Source organism: Aequorivita sp. H23M31, assembly GCF_004022485.1.
Classification (GTDB): domain Bacteria; phylum Bacteroidota; class Bacteroidia; order Flavobacteriales; family Flavobacteriaceae; genus Aequorivita; species Aequorivita ciconiae.
The window spans coordinates 3,334,037-3,347,897 of the sequence record NZ_CP034951.1; the positions used below are offsets into that span (position 1 = coordinate 3,334,037).

A 13,861-nucleotide genomic window follows, 5' to 3' on the forward strand; every position below is an offset into this window, starting at 1 on the left:
ATGTTTTTAGAGATAAGCACTCTTGGAGTAATTGCGGTAACAGTAATTTCATTATTGATTCTTACCTTATTGTTGGTTGCCTTGCTCCTATTCACAAAAGAAAAACTTTCCCCATCCGGGCCCGTGAAAATCACCATCAACGATGAGAAAGTCATTGAAGTTGCCAGTGGTGGAACATTGTTATCAACTTTAGGAGCGGAAAAGATATTTCTTCCTTCTGCTTGTGGTGGTGGGGGAACCTGTATTCAATGTGAATGTCACGTAATAGATGGAGGAGGAGCAGCACTCCCTACCGAAACCCCGCACTTTACCCGTAAGGAATTAAAAGATGGAATCCGTCTTGCTTGCCAAGTAAAGGTTAAGCAGGATATGGTTATTACCATTCCCGAGGAGGTTTTTGGAATTAAAAAATGGGAAGCCACAGTTGTAAGAAATTATAACGTAGCATCTTTCATTAAGGAATTCGTTGTAGAGATTCCAGAAGATATGGGTTATAAAGCGGGAGGATATATTCAAATTGAAATTCCGCCGTGCGAGATCAAGTTTGAGGACATGGATATTACTGCCCATCCTGAAGAGCACGAAAGACCCGACAAGTTTCAGGAGGAGTGGGACAAATTTAAACTTTGGCCATTGGTAATGAAGAATGTTGAAGTTACCGAAAGAGCCTATTCTATGGCATCCTATCCTGCCGAAGGTCGTGAAATTATGTTGAACGTTCGTATTGCTACGCCACCATTCGATCGTGCAAAAGGAGGATGGATGAATGTAAATCCTGGAATCGCTTCTTCCTATATATTTAATTGTAAAGAAGGTGATAAAGTTGTGATTTCCGGACCTTACGGTGAATTCTTTATAAATCCTTCCGAAGCCGAAATGCTTTATGTAGGTGGAGGTGCGGGTATGGCTCCGATGAGATCTCACCTGTATCATCTGTTCAAAACCTTAAAAACGGGTAGAAAAGTTACCTATTGGTATGGTGGACGGTCAAAGAGAGAATTGTTCTACTTGGAACATTTTAAGGAATTGGAAACTGAATTCCCTAACTTTAAATTTTATTTGGCACTTAGTGAGCCAGCGCCAGAAGATAACTGGAAAGTGAAAAAGGATATTCATGACGAAGAAGGGGATGGGTTTGTAGGCTTTATTCACCAAGTGGTAATTGATAATTATTTAAATCATCACGATGCGCCTGAAGATATTGAATTGTATTTCTGTGGCCCTCCATTAATGAACCAAGCCGTTCAGAAAATGGGTGAAGATTTCGGAATCCCTGACGAGAATATTCGTTTTGACGATTTCGGAGGATAAACCGCTCCTAAAATATATTAAGACCGTTCCTCACTATCCTGGAACGGTTTTTTTTTTAAATAGTATATAAAAAAGAAAAAGTGAAGCCGTAAATTTGTGTTCCCTATGAGCGAAAAACTGACGAAACAAGAGCTGCACAACTTGGCAATGAATATTGTGGGAAAACTGTTGGAAACAGATGGCTATGAGTTTTTGGGCGTTAACTCTAAGCTTAAAAAGGATCCCCAATTTGTGGTTCTTAAGGATAAGGAACTCAGTTTTATCATTGTGCGTGCTATTTCGTACCCCGAGGATGTCAACGCTTATGATCCTCAATTTATGGAGACGATTAAGGAGCACGCCAAAAAGTTTGAAGCCAAAACCTTTTATGCGGGAGTTGGATTAGGGCACGGAGATGATTACGGAAAACCCGTTATAAAGAATGAAGATTATACTTTGTTGTACAATGGATTGCAAGAGATAAAATGAGAAAATGCCTGTTTATTCTAATTTTAGCCATGTTTTCCTCCTGCGGAAAGGATACCATAGTTCATGATTATTTCGAAGGAAACGCATTTGGCACGAGCTATCACATTCAAATTTATTCCAATGAAAGGAATGATATTAAGGCGGGCATAGATTCAGTGGTTGCTTCACTTAACCAATCACTGAGTACCTACATTCCAGAAAGCGACATCTCTAAAATCAATCAAGGAGATTCCACCGTGGTTGTGGATTCTAATTTCCGTGAGGTTTTTAAACTTTCTGAAAGAATTAATAAGGAAACAAATGGATATTTCGATCCAACTATTGGGGTTTTACGCAATGCCTATGGCTTCGGTGATGTCAAACCGTTGCGCATTATTGATAAAAAAACGTTGGATTCGCTGATGCAATATGTAGGATTCCAAAAGGTAGAACTCAGAAATGACGGGACCATAAGAAAGAAATTCCCACAAATATATTTTGATTTCAATGCGATTGCTAAGGGTTTTGGGATTGACTGTATTGGTCGTTACTTAGATAGTAAAGGGGTAAAAGATTATTTAATAGAACTGGGAGGCGAAATTTTGGCCAAGGGAAGAAACTTGGAAAAGGATCAATTGTGGACCGTAGGAATAGAAAGCCCTGAATCTGAGTTGGAGGATCGGAGCTTTGACGCTGCGGTTATGTTAGACAATGTTGGAATGGCGTCTTCTGGAAATTACAGAAAATTCCGGGTTGATTCTCTTACGGGTCAGAAGTACGTTCATACTTTAAATCCTTTAACTGGATCTGCGGAGATGAGCAATATAACAAGTGCAACCGTTATAGCTCCTACTTGTGGAGAGGCGGATGCGTATGCAACATCTTTTATGGCTCTTGGGATAGAAAAATCGGAAGAGTTATTAAAGAAGCTTCCAGAGGTTGAGGCATATTTAACCTATACAGATTCAATCCATCATCACAAAATCTTTATTACCGACGGATTCAAAAAAATGATGCCTAAATAGCTACTTATCGTTTTAGGGTAAAATGTCCCCGATATTGTGGCCGATTTGCAAGATCAATTAAAAACCAATAATCATTGGAAGGCATTTTTTTTCCTTTAAGGTTGGTGCCGTCCCAACCGAGAGAATATGGAGGTATTCTTTTTAGCAACTTTCCGAACCGATCAAAAATATAAATCTTAAAATCTGGAATCTGGTCAATACCGATAATTCTCCAATAATCATTTACACCGTCGTTATTGGGCGTGAAAAACCTCGGATAGTCCAATATCAGAAATTCTCTCGAAACAATGCCACATCCATTCTTATCACGAACATAAGCCGTGTGGAAACCGTTTGATAATCCGCGGAAGAAATTATCATTCTGGAACTGTAAATCAGTGTCCACAGCAAATTCATAATCTCCCAGACCTTCAACCATAATAATTACAGAATTATCCTTTCCGTGGAAATCAAAAATCTCCAGATCGGTTATAGTTGCAATATCTGATGGAAGGACTTCTACCGACACAGTATTTGTACAACCATATTCATTTGTAACAGTAACCGAATAGATTCCCGGATCGTTAATATAAATACGGTTTAGGCTTCTTCCTTCTTCTCCGGTATTCCATACGTAATATTTAAATCCTCTTTCAACGGAAATAGGTAAGGCCTCGGTAGCGTTTAAACAAAATAGATATGGATCTTGATTGAACCTTGGAAGTGGAAGTGGGTTAACGGTTATTCTGAATTGAGTATAATCAAAACAACCAGTGGCTTTTTCCAAAAACCTAACGTAAATTATTTGTGGATTTTGTGTTGTTTGAAACCTGCCGGATATACTATTGATTCCCGCCAATCGATCTGATTCTGAGGTAAAATACAAAATTTCAAAATCCAAAGGATTTCGCGCGTTGAGGATTTCAACATCTTTATCATTTAGATAAATAGTAGTTTTTCCATTTAAGTCAAAATCGCAAACTACAATGTTGGTTGGTTGTCCCGCCTTTTCAATTCTGTTTAAATATCCCCAGAAAGAGGTAATGCTAAAACAGTTTTCATCCAACTCATCAGTAACCCGAACGAAAATTCTACGGGGGGTAAAGGTGAAATCCACAACTCTTCCGATGGGATTTAAGTTATTGATGGCATCTTCTTCAGCATTGTGGAAACTGAAAATATAGCCATTGGGATTGCCAATTATTTCGGGAATAATATTATCCAAAACATACGTCTCGGATTCTTCAAAACTGCATAAAACCACATCTTCTGGCTCTTGTAATCGAGGGTTGCCAATTTCCAGTTCAAAGGAAGTAATATCGCTACAGCCATTTGGACGTTCAATGCGAGCATAAATAGTTTGTGGATTTGTTGTATTTCTATAGGGGCTACTTAAAGGGTTAACCCCGATGCTTGCATCGTTAAGATTCTTGTGATAAGAAACGGCAACTCCCGTTTGATTGCCTATAATGATATTTGTCTGAGATTCAAGATTAAAATTGGTTTGTTCATCAGGACGACCATCCGTATCACATTTAATTAAATTATTGGGCTGGTTAGCGGTTACGGAATTTGGAAGTTGTGCGGTTCCCGTATAAAAAATGCTAAAGGGGCCCGATCCCTGTGCTCGGTCTACGATCAAATAATACACCTCGCCCGCCTGCACATCTATATATTTTAAATAACCATTGCCATCTTCACCTGGTCCCTCTTCGGTATCAGTTTCTGTCATATTCAAACCTGTATCTGCCGGTACTCCGGCGTTTTCTGGATTTGTGCTAGAGCATCTAATGGCGTGACCCAGAGAAGTGCAGGTAACGTTTGGTCCAAATATGGCAAAATCGTAATCGTCCATACCGTTGTCTGGGCTAAGATCGAAAGTAAATGTTCCAGAACTGAGAAATTCGAATTTAAACCAAATATTGTGTTGGTCCATGGAATAACAAGGTGGAACGAAGTTACCAGGAAGTGAAAACTCATCAAATCCAATTCCATCGGGTTCTATACCCAAACTGGAGTTGCCGCAGATAACAATCGCATTTACGCAGTCATTTGGATTCTGGGAAAATGCCGAGAAAGCAAATAGGACTAAAAGGAATGTTAGTTTAAGAGACATAGGAAAGGTTGCCCTACCAAAGTAATGAAATTATTTTATACAGAGGGGAATTAATTCCCCGATTGGCAAACGATATTTCTGAATCTCTTCATCGGTAAGCTTCTTCGTATAATCGACTGCTTCTACTTTAAAGCCTATCGATCTCAGTTTTTCGAAGTAGTCCATTCCATATACCCGAACGTGATCGTACTGCCCAAAAATGCGTGCGCGTTCCTTTGGGTCGGTAATGCTATCATCCTCAAAGGTCTTTTCCAAATCAGCACTATACGGTACTTGAAGTATGGCCAGTCCACCCGGTTTTAAAATACGATATAATTCTTGCATCGCTTTGGTATCATCTGGAATATGTTCTAAAACGTGATTACAGATAATAAAATCAAACTCATTATTAGAAAATGGAAGATCGCAAATATCCGCTTTTACATCGGCGATTGGGGAGTTAAGGTCGGTCGTGATATATTCAAGATTCTTCATTTTCCTGAACCTTTTGTAAAATGCCTGTTCAGGTGCAAAATGAAGGACTTTTAGATTTTCAGTAAAAAAAGAAGTTTCGTTCTTAAGATATAACCAAAACAGTCGGTGACGTTCTAAGGAAAGCGTCCCGGGAGAAAGCACATTTTCCCGAACATTTTCATAACCATACGGTAAAAACTTTCGATAGGATTTGCCGTTAATGGGATCGGTAAATTTATTTCCTTTAAGAAAAAAGGCAAAGAATGGTTGTGCCAAATAACTCAATCGGATGAGCAACGGACGCGGGATGGTATTTAGGATTTTCTTGAACAATAGTTTGGGTTGTTACGCAGAGTTTCACAGAGGTTACGCAGAGTTTCGCTAAGAGTTTTTTTTTAAACCATTATTTAAAAACTCTTTGTCGAGGAACTTTAGTTGGTTTATTATCCATTTCTCTGTGGAACTCTGGGCTTCTCAGCGTGACTCAGTGTAATAGCTTTCATTGAGAGTTTATAAACCTTTTTAGACCGTTTTTTAGCATTATGGTGTGAAAGTTAAATAACAGACCTAACGGATAATTCCCTAATTTCAAATAAGTCAGAACTTGTGCGGAATGAACATCAGTAAAGCTTTCTACAGTTTTAATTTCGACCACTATTTTATTTTCTACTAATAAATCAATTCGGTATCCGTGATCTAGTTTTACATCTTTATATATTATGGGTAATGCCTTTTCTTTTTCGACTATTAAGCCTTCCGAGCGAAGTTCAAACAAAAGACACTCTTGATAAGCAGACTCTAAAAGTCCAGGCCCGTGATGTCGATGAACCTCAATTGCCGAGCCTATTATAATCTCTGTTAATTTATTATCCATTTCTCTGGGAATCTCTGTGCGATAGCCGCTAATTACTCCTAAACGCTTTATCTTCCTTTATTCTTTGTTCCGGAGACTTTATAAATATACACGAATTTTTGGATAGGTAAGTTTAAGAATCTTGAACAAGTATTTTTGAGTTGTAACACAGAGTTCCACAGAGGTTACGCAGAGTTTCACTGGAGCTTTATTGAATTTGGGTGAAAGACAAATAACGAGCTAAAAGATAATTCCAAAATTATTGATCTAGGGGCCTCAATAGCTCAAGCAATTATAATCTCAGTTAGCTTATTATCAATTTCTCAGCGTAACTCTGTGCCTCTCAGCGTAACTCTGTGTAATAGCTCCCTCAGTCCTCAGTCTCAGTCAGCACGGAACTCCTTCTCCTCATCACTCTTAATCCCCAAAGCCTCATAAATATAATCGAAGGTGGAAAGTAATTCTGGCTTTCCGTTTACCAATGCAACGTCGTGTTCAAAATGTGCACTGGCCTTGCCATCTAAAGTTACAATTGTCCAACCATCGTTCAATTGTTTTACTCTATGTGTTCCGAGATTAATCATGGGCTCTATGGCAACGGTCATTCCTTCAATAAATTTTTTTCCACGGCCACGCCGACCATAATTGGGCATTTCAGGATCTTCGTGCATTTTTCTCCCAAGTCCGTGACCTACCAATTCCCGGACCACACCATAGCCCTCAGCTTCACAATAGTTTTGAATGGCATAACCTACATCGCCCACGCGATTTCCAGCCTTAAATTCGCGAATGCCAATGTATAGGGATTCTTTTGTTATCTGAAGAAGTTTTTCTAATTCGGGAGAGATTTCCCCTACAGCAAAGGTATAGGCATGATCGCCATAAAATCCGTTTTTGATCGAACCGCAGTCGATAGCGACAATATCCCCTTCTCTTAAGGGGACATCAGTTGGTAATCCGTGAACAACGGCCTCATTTACACTGGTTAATAGAGTGGAAGGACAATCATACAATCCCAAAAATCCCGGAAGAGCATCTTGTGCGCGGATATACTCCTCAGCCATTTTATTCAGCTTATTGGTGGTAATCCCTGGTTTTACTTCCTTTGCCAGCATCCCTAATGTTCTGGACACTACCAACGCACTTTCGCGCATCAGCTCAATTTCTTCTTTTGTTTTGGGTATAATCATACTTTATTATTTCAGAATGGGAGCCAGCCTTTTTTTTTTCTTTTTTCCTCTGGAAAGCTGGTCGTTTTTGTCTCCAACCAAAGTGAGGTATATTTCGCCCCAATCCTTCATTCCACCAAAGTTTCGATCGTCGATAAAGAGGTCTGCATGTATTTTTCTACTGTGCGAAGGATCAAATTCCTCCTCCGGAAAACTACTGTTAACGGCATAAAAGTTAATTCCATTTTTCTTGCAGAAATCCACAGCTTCTTCCAAAGCTCTTCCTTTTCTATAAGTCCAAAGAATAAGTCTATGTCCCTTTTCCTGAAGCTTTTTCAGCGTATCAAATGCGAACATGATAGGCTTCCCAATCTTGGGATATTGGTCTTCCACGATGGTGCCATCAAAGTCTACGGCAATTATAAGAGATTCGTATTTCATCATTGATTTTCAATCGGCAAAATTACGAAGAATTATTGCCCTTGCCAATCATTATTCCGAATAGGGATTTTTATAATCTTTTCCACTTAAAATGTCCAACATATCCTGTTCCACAGTATAAATGCTGTATTCTACAATGCGTCCCAACTCCTTGCCATCTCGGTAAAATATGATGGTAGGAACTTGGATTATATTTTTGTCATCTTCATAACCTTGTGGAGTAGTTTTTTCTTCGGAAACGGCATAAACCTGCATTTTGGATTCATCATAATTTAGTTCGTCCAGAATTTTGTACAAATGTGGAACATCACGGTGACTATCCTCACACCACGTTCCCATAAATAATGTGATGTCCACATCCTTTATCAATGGTTTCAATTTTTCAATAACTTCTTTATTGGGTGTATAATTTTTATAACCAGGATCGAACCAATCGCTAAATTCTTTCATTTCTAAACCCTGGCGGTCCGCTTTTCCTATGAGCATAATAGATTCTTCATAGGGTGTTGTTTCGTTTAGTTTTTCTGAATTTTCCGACTTCGAATCTTGACTAATCTCTTCTGCTATTTTATCAGATTTTTGTTTTTTGGAAGTGGAATTGCACCCAACCATGAGGATTGTGGCGAATATGAGGATGATATTTTTCATGTAAATTTTTCTGAATTATGTTATCCGCAGACCATTTAGAAAGAGCTGCGGACTTATATGAAAATTTATTTCAAAGTTTCTTTTAACCAATCATAGAATTGACGTTGCCATACCAATGCGTTCTGCGGTTTTAACACCCAGTGATTTTCCTCAGGGAAAAAGAGAAGTTTACTTTTAATTCCTCTAAGTTGTGCAGCCTGAAAAGCTTCCAGTCCCTGCTCAATAGGCACACGGAAATCTATTCCACCTTGAACAATCATTATTGGGGTGTCCCACTTATCTACATAATTAATGGGATTAAATTCGTTAAATGATTTTTGGGCAATTGCATTATCCTTTTCCCAATAAGCACCGCCCATATCGTGATTTACAAAAAATAATTCTTCAGTAGTTCCATACATAGAGCGAGTGTCAAATACACCATCGTGGGCAATAAATGTTTTAAAACGACCATCGTGATTTCCAGCTAGCCAGAAGACAGAATATCCCCCAAAACTAGCACCGATTGCTCCTAAACGATTCTTATCAACATACGGTTCTTTTGAAACGTCGTCTATAGCATCCAGATAATCCTGCATTGCACCCCCGCCCCAATCTCCACTGATCGCTTCGTTCCATTTAACTCCATGACCGGGCATTCCCCTTCTGTTCGGAGCAACAATAATATAGCCTTCTGAGGCCATTAATTGAAAATTCCATCGAAAGGAATAAAATTGAGAAAGAGCCGATTGGGGTCCTCCTTGGGCATAAAGCAAAGTGGGATACTTTTTGTTTTTATCGAAGTTGGGAGGAAGGATTACCCAAACGAGCATTTGCTTGCCATCTTTGGTGGTTACCATTCGCTTTTCGACCTGAGGTAAATCTAATTTTCCATAGAATGCGGTATTTACCTGAGTCAACGTTGAAAATGTTTTATTTTTTAAATCGAAAGAGAAAATTTCCGAAGCGTGATTCATATCGGTCCTGGTCACGATAAGCTTTCCATTGTTTTCGGCTACAATGCCCGTAACGTCAAACTGGCCTCTGGAAAGTTGCTCAACCATTGGTATTTTTCTGGTCTTCCCAGGATGATCCACTTTGAAAATCTGATTAGTCCCATCAACGGGAGCGGTAAAATAAATATCCTTGTTGTTGCTTCCCCAAATAAAACTGTTGACAGTGCCGTCCCATTGCATGGTAAGATTTTGTTTTACGCCATCCTGAAGGACCATAATGTCATTCTTATCGGCTTCGTACCCTTCCGTCTTCATTTGTAACCACGCCAAAGCACCATCTTTTGAAAAAGCTGGATTGGTATCATATCCTTTATTGTCAATGGTAATGTTTTCTGTTTTTTGCGTAGCTAGATTGTACTTGTAGACATCCGTATTTGTGCTTGTGGCATATTCGGTGCCCGCCAGCTTCTTGCTCACATAATAGATGTTTTCGCCCTTTGGGTCCCAAATATAATCTTCATCCCCTCCAAATGGAGCCTGGGGAGTGTAATAGGGCTGTCCTGGAGTAATGTCCGTTTCGGTGCCGGTTTTTATATCTTTGTAAAAAACGTGATTATAGGTGCCATCATTGTATGCATCCCAATGACGGTAGTCTAAACTAGTGAAAACGTACGCATCACTTTTAGGTAAATCTTTATAAATGTCCTTTCCCAAAACATCCTTAACATGAACAGGTTTGTGTATCAGTAGATATTTACCATCGGGAGAGAGGTTTTTATCGGTTACTTTTGCCTCCTCCTTGGTGACTTCCGCGAAATTGCCCCCTTCCACTTTCATAGCGTAATATTTGCTATCAAAGCTATTCTCTTCCATATTTGGAATAGTTACCTTGTAAAATAGCACTTTTCCATCGGGAGAAATACCAACAGGACTAACTCGTTTCACCTGCCACAAAAGCTCGGGAGTCATTGTTTTTTGAGAATACAAAAGACCAACGCAGAGGAAGGCCAGCAAGAAGGATATTTTTTTCATATTAGGTAATTTTTGAGTTCTGCAAAGGTACTTAAAAAAGTTGCAGTTGTCAGTGTTCAGTGTTCAGTGTTCAGGATGCAGTAAACAGTATTCAGAATTCAGTAATTAGTAATCAGTGGTCAGTGTTCAGGAATTTTGGAGGGAGAATTGGGGTGGTTTTCAATGGGGTTGAATTGAGATGGGGATAATGGACGTAGTAATTTTAGTAGTTTAGAATCTGAGACAATTTTCCCCATAGTTCGTTGTCAAAGCCAGAGGGTCCCGGAACACTATTTCCAGCATTATCTCCCATCCGAACTACAATTATTCCTTGGCTGGGAACGATATATAGTTTCTGATCATTTTTTCCCAAAGCAGCAATAAGATCGTCCGGTGCATTTGGAATTAACTTTCCTTGAAATTGCCGGGTTGATTGTGGAAGGTGATAACTTTCCTTTCCGTTTAACCACCACAAAAAACCGTAGGCTTTATTTAGTTCTTGTGAAGATTCAGTCATTTTTTGAAAATAATTTTTGTTCAATAATTGCGTTCCGTTCCATTTGCCACGGTTTAAATTCAATATTCCAAAACGGGCCATGGAACGGGCATTGCTGAAGAATATCCGATTATAACCAAATTGAAGCCAAGTACCGGACATCCCGATTGGGTTTTTTAATTTTGAATCAAAATACGAATCAAAACCCTCAGGAATTGCACGGTCCAAAACTCGTTGAAGTAGGCTGTAAAATGCGTTGTGATAAAACCAAAAGGTGTCTGGTTCGTTCAAATACTTCAAACATTCGGGATCTGTACAAGTAGTATCTGGAACCGTATAATCACCGCCAGAAGTCATGGTAAGTTGATTTTTTATCGCAATTGCTCTCTCTTGCTCCGGCGTCATAACCGTCCACCCTTCACCTAAATATTCTGATGTGGAATCATTAATATTTAGGTAACCATTCTGTTCGGCAATTCCCACCACAACGCTTGTAAGTGTTTTTCCTGCGGAATTCCAAGCGTGTGGACTTGCTAAACTGAAATCATTAAAATAATACTCTACCACGATTCTGCCATTCTTCAAAATAATGAAAGCATCCGTATTTTTTTCATTTAAATAATTTTTAAGTTCTGGTAAAAGTGCTGTATTCCAGTTTAAGGATTCTGGGGTAATCGTTTCCCATACTTCGGAATCAATGGGTGGAAAATATGGGGTTTGAGAGTTGTCAGTGATGGGTTCATCAGATTGGGAGCAACCGGAACTAATAATCAACAGGATGAAAAGGAGCGAAATAAAACGTTTCATAAATTGAAGTTTTAGCTTTGACCATTCATAATAGATTTAGTTTAAAATGGTTGTATCTTTGCACGCTCTTAAAAATTATGAATTATGAATTCAGAATTCAGAGAAGCCAAGATTAAAGTTAAATTAAAAATTCATAATTCATAATTCTGAATTCATAATTAGAAAAAATGCGTACCAAAACACTAAAAAAGAATAAGATAAATGTAGTAACCCTTGGTTGTTCCAAGAATGTGTATGATAGTGAGGTGCTGATGGGCCAGCTTCGTGCAAGCAATAAAGAAGTGGTTCACGAAGAAGAAGGAAATATTGTGGTGATAAATACCTGTGGTTTTATCAATAATGCCAAAGAGGAGAGCATCAACACTATTTTAGAATATGTTAAAAAAAAGGAAGACGGTTTAGTTGATAAAGTTTTTGTGACGGGCTGTCTTTCTGAAAGATATAAACCAGATCTTCAAAAGGAAATCCCTAATGTGGATGAATATTTTGGAACAACTGAACTTCCAGGATTGTTGAAAGCTTTGGGAGCAGATTATAAACACGAATTAATTGGGGAACGTGTAACCACAACTCCGAAAAATTATGCATATTTTAAAATTGCTGAAGGTTGCGACCGACCTTGTTCTTTTTGTGCTATTCCGATTATGAGAGGAAAACATAGAAGTACCCCAATGGAAGATTTGGTTATCGAGGCCGAAAAACTTGCTGCAAAAGGTGTGAAGGAATTAATATTAATCGCTCAAGATCTAACTTATTACGGTCTGGATATTTACAAGGAGCGTGCATTGGCAAGATTGCTTCGCAAGCTCGCAATGGTTGAAGGTATTGAATGGATCCGATTGCATTATGCTTTTCCAACAGGTTTCCCAATGGACGTTCTGGAAGTAATGCGCAACGAGCCCAAAATATGTAATTACCTTGATATTCCATTGCAACACATTTCAGATTCCATTTTAAAATCAATGCGCCGAGGAACAACTATGGCGAAAACAACTAAATTATTGAAGGAATTCCGCGCAGCTGTACCTGGAATGGCAATACGAACTACGTTAATTGTAGGCTATCCTGGGGAAACCGAAGAAAATTTCGCTGAACTAAAACAATGGGTAAGGGAAATGCGATTTGAGCGTTTAGGATGTTTTACCTATTCCCACGAAGAAAATACCCACGCCTACAATTTGGAAGACGATGTGCCGGAAGATGTGAAAATGGACCGAGCCAATGAGATTATGGAAATCCAATCACAGATTTCGTGGGAATTGAACCAACAGAAAATAGGTAAGGAATTCAGAGTTGTTATCGACAGAAAAGAAGGCGGCTATTTTGTAGGAAGAACAGAATTCGACAGCCCTGATGTTGATAATGAGGTTTTGATAAATGCCTCGGATGATTATTTGCGTACCGGGGAATTCTTCAATGTAAAAATAACTGCTGCCGAAGACTTCGATTTATACGCAGAGGTAGTTTAATTACCATTCTGAACCGATGTCGAAGATTTGTTCAGTTGTCACCCTGAGCATTTTGAGGGAGTGAGTAGTTATTAAATGGAGTTTCTGAGTAGTTATTACACGGAGTTTCACAGAGAATCGCGGAGTTTCACGGAGAATCCCAATAAAAATAAAAGGGTTGGACTTTTAAAAGCCCAACCCTCTATATTTTAAAACATTCTGAATTATAATCTCAATTCTCCTCTGCGGATCTCTGTGCCTCCTCTAAGTCACTCCGCGAAATAGCTAAACCTGGCTAATTCTAAAAATCAATAAAATTTTTCAGAAACTGAGAGTTAAATTCCTTTAAGCCATTCTTGATATTTTTCACCTAAAACTGGAACTGGTTTTCTTTCTCCATTTATAGCGCTTATAAGACCCATCACCCAAAGAACGATAAGCAAAAGACCTCCCAGCATACTTATAAGCCAGCCAATAAACGGAATATAGCTTAATATGCTAAGGGCGATTCCCGTTAATCCTAGGCCTAATGATTGGCGAATGTGGTATGAAGCGAATGAATTTTTCTTTTCATTGTTCATTACAAAAGCGACTATTAGTCCTATTATCGTGATATATGCAATAATTGCAATTGTTTTTCCTTCTTCCACAAGAGTTGTTGTTACTGGCTCTTTATCAAAATGTGTAATTGGTTCTTCTTCCATGATCTTATTATTTTGGTT

General features: G+C 38.7%; 13 protein-coding genes. 4 read left to right on the forward strand and 9 right to left on the reverse strand.

Annotated elements, in window-relative coordinates; translation table 11 throughout:
- The 3 genes from nqrF (at position 1) to EI546_RS14645 (ending at position 2,783) form a co-directional block, all read left to right on the forward strand.
- Entirely contained in the window at positions 1 to 1,311 is a 1,311-nt protein-coding gene (gene nqrF, locus EI546_RS14635) for an NADH:ubiquinone reductase (Na(+)-transporting) subunit F (protein WP_128251242.1), read from the forward strand.
- A gap of 105 nt (positions 1,312 to 1,416) precedes the next feature.
- On the forward strand, positions 1,417 to 1,779 hold the full coding sequence (locus EI546_RS14640) for a Na(+)-translocating NADH-quinone reductase subunit F (protein WP_128251243.1): 363 nt from the start codon (positions 1,417 to 1,419) through the stop codon (positions 1,777 to 1,779).
- Positions 1,776 to 2,783, forward strand: coding sequence for an FAD:protein FMN transferase (locus EI546_RS14645; protein ID WP_128251244.1), 1,008 nt, complete (start codon positions 1,776 to 1,778; stop codon positions 2,781 to 2,783). Before EI546_RS14640 ends, EI546_RS14645 begins: the two co-directional genes overlap by 4 nt.
- Before the next feature lie 4 nt (positions 2,784 to 2,787).
- On the opposite strand, the gene EI546_RS14650 is transcribed toward EI546_RS14645, so the two are convergent.
- From EI546_RS14650 to EI546_RS14685, 8 genes are all read right to left on the reverse strand, one after another.
- Positions 2,788 to 4,878 (reverse strand): T9SS type B sorting domain-containing protein, encoded by a 2,091-nt coding sequence (locus EI546_RS14650; RefSeq protein WP_128251245.1) that lies wholly within the window; start codon positions 4,876 to 4,878, stop codon positions 2,788 to 2,790.
- A gap of 30 nt (positions 4,879 to 4,908) precedes the next feature.
- Positions 4,909 to 5,664 carry a class I SAM-dependent methyltransferase gene (locus EI546_RS14655; RefSeq protein WP_128251246.1) on the reverse strand — a complete coding sequence of 252 codons (756 nt, stop codon included), beginning with the start codon at positions 5,662 to 5,664 and terminating at the stop codon, positions 4,909 to 4,911.
- A gap of 166 nt (positions 5,665 to 5,830) precedes the next feature.
- Complete coding sequence (locus EI546_RS14660; protein ID WP_128251247.1) at positions 5,831 to 6,205, reverse strand: GxxExxY protein; 375 nt, start codon at positions 6,203 to 6,205, stop codon at positions 5,831 to 5,833.
- A 362-nt stretch (positions 6,206 to 6,567) separates the two neighbouring features.
- Positions 6,568 to 7,374, reverse strand: coding sequence for a type I methionyl aminopeptidase (gene map, locus EI546_RS14665; RefSeq protein WP_128251248.1), 807 nt, complete (start codon positions 7,372 to 7,374; stop codon positions 6,568 to 6,570).
- Positions 7,375 to 7,380: 6 nt separating this feature from the next.
- The gene (locus EI546_RS14670; protein ID WP_128251249.1) at positions 7,381 to 7,797 is read right to left on the reverse strand and encodes a BT0820 family HAD-type phosphatase; all 417 of its coding nucleotides are present in this window, start codon (positions 7,795 to 7,797) and stop codon (positions 7,381 to 7,383) included.
- Positions 7,798 to 7,845: 48 nt separating this feature from the next.
- Complete coding sequence (locus EI546_RS14675; RefSeq protein ID WP_128251250.1) at positions 7,846 to 8,442, reverse strand: thioredoxin family protein; 597 nt, start codon at positions 8,440 to 8,442, stop codon at positions 7,846 to 7,848.
- A gap of 65 nt (positions 8,443 to 8,507) precedes the next feature.
- Positions 8,508 to 10,409 (reverse strand): S9 family peptidase, encoded by a 1,902-nt coding sequence (locus EI546_RS14680; RefSeq protein ID WP_128251251.1) that lies wholly within the window; start codon positions 10,407 to 10,409, stop codon positions 8,508 to 8,510.
- Positions 10,410 to 10,611: 202 nt separating this feature from the next.
- Complete coding sequence (locus EI546_RS14685; protein WP_128251252.1) at positions 10,612 to 11,691, reverse strand: serine hydrolase domain-containing protein; 1,080 nt, start codon at positions 11,689 to 11,691, stop codon at positions 10,612 to 10,614.
- 167 nt (positions 11,692 to 11,858) lie between these two features.
- On the opposite strand from EI546_RS14685, the gene rimO reads away from it, so the two are divergent.
- Entirely contained in the window at positions 11,859 to 13,160 is a 1,302-nt protein-coding gene (gene rimO, locus EI546_RS14690; protein WP_128251253.1) for a 30S ribosomal protein S12 methylthiotransferase RimO, read from the forward strand.
- Between the two features lie 314 nt (positions 13,161 to 13,474).
- On the opposite strand, the gene EI546_RS14695 is transcribed toward rimO, so the two are convergent.
- On the reverse strand, positions 13,475 to 13,843 hold the full coding sequence (locus EI546_RS14695; RefSeq protein WP_128251254.1) for a DUF4870 domain-containing protein: 369 nt from the start codon (positions 13,841 to 13,843) through the stop codon (positions 13,475 to 13,477).
- Positions 13,844 to 13,861: the final 18 nt, after the last annotated feature.

Excerpts from the sequence above, each read along its gene's own strand:
- rimO (WP_128251253.1), top strand. The coding sequence starts at position 11,859 with ATGCGTACCAAAACACTAAAAAAGAATAAGATAAATGTAGTAACCCTT.
- nqrF (WP_128251242.1), top strand. The coding sequence starts at position 1 with ATGTTTTTAGAGATAAGCACTCTTGGAGTAATTGCGGTAACAGTAATT.
- map (WP_128251248.1), bottom strand. The coding sequence starts at position 7,374 with ATGATTATACCCAAAACAAAAGAAGAAATTGAGCTGATGCGCGAAAGT.
- EI546_RS14670 (WP_128251249.1), bottom strand. The coding sequence starts at position 7,797 with ATGATGAAATACGAATCTCTTATAATTGCCGTAGACTTTGATGGCACC.
- EI546_RS14675 (WP_128251250.1), bottom strand. The coding sequence starts at position 8,442 with ATGAAAAATATCATCCTCATATTCGCCACAATCCTCATGGTTGGGTGC.
- EI546_RS14695 (WP_128251254.1), bottom strand. The coding sequence starts at position 13,843 with ATGGAAGAAGAACCAATTACACATTTTGATAAAGAGCCAGTAACAACA.
- EI546_RS14680 (WP_128251251.1), bottom strand. The coding sequence starts at position 10,409 with ATGAAAAAAATATCCTTCTTGCTGGCCTTCCTCTGCGTTGGTCTTTTG.
- EI546_RS14640 (WP_128251243.1), top strand. The coding sequence starts at position 1,417 with ATGAGCGAAAAACTGACGAAACAAGAGCTGCACAACTTGGCAATGAAT.
- EI546_RS14650 (WP_128251245.1), bottom strand. The coding sequence starts at position 4,878 with ATGTCTCTTAAACTAACATTCCTTTTAGTCCTATTTGCTTTCTCGGCA.
- EI546_RS14660 (WP_128251247.1), bottom strand. The coding sequence starts at position 6,205 with ATGGATAATAAATTAACAGAGATTATAATAGGCTCGGCAATTGAGGTT.
- EI546_RS14645 (WP_128251244.1), top strand. The coding sequence starts at position 1,776 with ATGAGAAAATGCCTGTTTATTCTAATTTTAGCCATGTTTTCCTCCTGC.
- EI546_RS14685 (WP_128251252.1), bottom strand. The coding sequence starts at position 11,691 with ATGAAACGTTTTATTTCGCTCCTTTTCATCCTGTTGATTATTAGTTCC.